Annotated in this window: 3 protein-coding genes; 1 reads left to right on the top strand and 2 read right to left on the bottom strand. The window is 69.9% G+C overall.

Going from position 1 to position 3208, the window contains the following annotated elements; translation table 11 throughout:
- Positions 1-145: Fe-Mn family superoxide dismutase (locus VD811_04030; GenBank protein ID HXV20147.1), on the top strand; the 145-nt coding region annotated here is incomplete at its 5' end.
- A gap of 56 nt (positions 146-201) precedes the next feature.
- On the opposite strand, the gene VD811_04025 is transcribed toward VD811_04030, so the two are convergent.
- Positions 202-1392: a PQQ-dependent sugar dehydrogenase gene (locus tag VD811_04025; protein HXV20146.1), complete on the bottom strand. Its 1191-nt coding sequence runs from the start codon at positions 1390-1392 to the stop codon at positions 202-204.
- A 21-nt stretch (positions 1393-1413) separates the two neighbouring features.
- Positions 1414-3208, bottom strand: a 1795-nt coding sequence (locus tag VD811_04020) for a molybdopterin cofactor-binding domain-containing protein (GenBank protein ID HXV20145.1), incomplete at its 5' end; no start/stop codon positions are given.

The following is a 3208-nucleotide window of genomic DNA, read 5'->3' as shown; positions in this document are numbered from 1 at the left end:
CGCCCAGGGGATCAAGCCGCTGCTGGTGGTGGATGTCTGGGAGCACGCCTATTACCTCGACTATCAGAATCGTCGCCCCGACTTCCTCCAGGCCTTCATCGATCACCTGATCAACTGGGATTTCGTCAACGCCAACCTCGGCTGATTGCATTTTTTCAGGACAGTTGCCCATGGGTCATCGAATCCATGGGCAACTGCTTTTCAGGGACCATCGATCTTGTAGATGTCGCCGAGGCCGAAGTCGGCCAGATAGAGGTTGCCGGCCTCATCCTCGCCGAAGCTGGAGATTTGCAGCGCCGTATCGAGCAGGAGCTGGTTTTCCCAGGCGGCGCCGTTTTTCCTGAGCCCCCACAGCCGGCCGGTACAGAAGTCCGCGTAGAAATAGATCCCCTGCAGGGCCGGGTGTTCGGCACCCCGGTAGACGAAGCCGCCGGTGACCGAGCAGTCCCCGGCGCCGTGCCGGTATTCCGCGACCGGCAGGGTCAGGCCGGTCCGGTCGCAGACCGGGCTGAGGAAGCAGGAAGTTCCCTCCATGATGTTCCACCCATAATTCTCCCCCCCCGCACTCGCTGCCGCCTGGAAATTCACCTCTTCGACCAGGTTCTGGCCGACGTCGGCGATGTAGAGATCGCCCGTAAGCCGATCGAAGGAGAAGCGCCAGGGGTTGCGCAGCCCGAAAGCCCAGATCTCGCCGAGGACGTTCGGCTCCCCGACGAAGGGGTTGCCCGGCGGAATGGCGTACGGTGCGACGCCGGCCTCCACATCGATGCGCAGGATGTTTCCCAGCAGCGTGGCGCGGTTCTGGCCGTTGCCGAAGGGGTCGCCGGCGCTGCCGCCATCCCCGAGGGCGACGTAGAGGAACCCGTCCGGGCCGAAGGCGAGCTGTCCGGCGTTGTGGTTCTCGAACGGCTGCGCGACGACAAGCAGCACCTCTTCACCCGTCGCCAGGGCGATATCGGGATCCGGGGAGAGGCGGAAGCGGCTCACCACGGTGGCCCCGTCGGGGAGGCGGGTGTAATCGACATAGAAATACCCCTTGCCGGCAAAGCCGGGGGGAAAGGCGAGGCCGAGCAGCCCCCGCTCGCCGCCGGCGAGGACCCGGTCGGAGATATCGAGGAAGGGGACAGGCGCAACTGCTCCGTTCCGCACGATCCGCACCCTTCCCGCCTGCTCGATGACGAACTGCCGGCCGCTGCCGTCCCCGGCATGGGTCACCCCCACCGGTAGGGCGAGCCCGGAAGCAACCGGGGTCAGGGTGATGGCGGGAAACGCCGGAGTCGGATTGGCAGCCGGTGTGCTGTTTCCCCCGCCGCCATTGCAGGCGGTGAAGAGCACGAGGGAGAGGATGGAAACGGTAAAGGCCTGGAATCTGCTGGGAAATTGACGTTTCATGACACACCTCGGATGATCTTCTTATCCCGCCGCCGCCCGGATTCGCTCGGGGGTAAGCGGCAGATCGCGAACCCGGCGGCCCAGGGCATGGCCGACCGCATTGGCGATCGCCGCCGCTGCGGGACCCGACGAGGCCTCGCCGCTGCCGACCGGCTTTTCGTCCGGCCGGTTCAGCAGGTGAACCTCGACCCCGGGCGCCTCCGGGAAGGTGAGGATCGGGTAGCCGGCCCAGTCGCGCGAAGTCACCTGCGAGCGGTCGAAGCGGACCGCCTCCTTCAGGGTCCAGCTCGCGGACTGGACGATTCCCCCCTCGATCTGCATGGCGAGGCCGTTCGGGTTGATGATCTGGCCGGCATCCGCGGCGGCGACCACGCGGATGACCCGAACCTCTCCCGTTCGGCGATCGACGACAACATCGGCGACGCAGGCCACGTAGCACGCCGTATTCTTGTACCGGGCGAAGCCGAAGCCGCGGCCGTGTGTCCCGTCGCTTTTGAAGCCGGGCTGCCAGCCCGCCCTGGCCGCGGCCGTCTCGATCACCGCCCGGGCCCGCGAGTCCCGCAGGTGCCGGAGCCGGAAGGCGACCGGATCGGCGCCGGCCGCCGCCGCCAGCTCGTCCATGAAGGATTCGAGGGCAAAGACGTTGCCGTAGGCCCCGAGGGTGCGCAGGGCCGAGGTGCGCAGCGGCATCGCCGGGATGAGGTGGCGGACGACCTGCTGGTTCGGGAAGTCGTAGAGCGGCACGGCGTTGCGGTCCTCGCCGCCGCTGCGGGGCAGGTACGGTGCCGCCGGCTCGGCCAGGTGCCAGGCGGCGAGCAGGTTGACGCGCCCCTGGCGGCCCGGGCGGCTGCTGTGAGCGTTGCTCCAGAGTTCGTGCCGCCAGTCGACGATGCGGCCGTCGGCCGCCAGGCCGGCGTCAAGCTGCATCAGCATGGCCGAGCCGAAGGGCTCCCAGGCGCATTCGTCGTCGCGCATCCACTGCACCTGCACCGGCTGTCCCGGCACGGCGCGGGCGAGCAGGGCCGCATCGAGCGCCGCGTCGTCGGCGCCGTTGTGGCCGTAGCAGCCGGCCCCCTCCACGTGGGCGACGACGACGGCCTGCGGGTCGAGCTTCAGCACCGCCGCCAGGCTGTCGCGGAGCGGATAGACCCCCTGGGTATGCGACCAGACGCGGAGCCGGCCCTCCCTCATCTCGGCGACGGCGCAGGATGGGCCGAGGGAGGCGTGCGCCACGTAGGACTTGGTGAAGGTCGCCTCCAGCCGCCGCGCGGCCGGCGCGGCCGAGGCATCCTGCTTCTCGCTGACCACCGCCGCCTCGCCCGGCTGGGTCCTGAGCCAGGCATGAATCCGGTCGGCCTCCGGCAGATCGGCCGGGTCGTGCCATCGGGCGCTGCTGAGCAGCACCTCGCGCGCCTTGACCGCCTGCTCCTCGCGCCGCGCCACGACGCCGAGGAAGCTGCCGTCGCGCACCACCGCCAGCACCCCCGGCAGGCTCCGGACCGCCTCCGTATCGACCGCCTCCAGCCTGGCGCGCGGTCCGGGAGGGCGCACCACGCGCCCGAACGCCATCCCCGGCAGACGCAGGTCCTGCACGTAGCTGGGGCTGCCGAACACCTTGGGCGGGATGTCGAGGCGGGGGGCGGAGGTGCCGACGATGGTGTGCGCCGCGGCGGGTTTGGGCGCCACCCGGGCGGTCGCCTGGCGCTGGAGCAGGCCGGCCGCCGCGATCTCGCCGTAGGCCAGTTTGCGGCCGTCGGCGGTGGTGACGGTGCCGGCGGCGACCCGGAGCTGCCCCGCCGGCACGCCGAGCCGGGCC

The organism is Desulfuromonadales bacterium (assembly GCA_035620395.1).
Lineage (GTDB): Bacteria > Desulfobacterota > Desulfuromonadia > Desulfuromonadales > DASPGW01 > DASPGW01.
The sequence above is the reverse complement of the archived record's forward strand: the minus strand, read 5'-3'. Positions and strand labels throughout refer to the sequence as shown.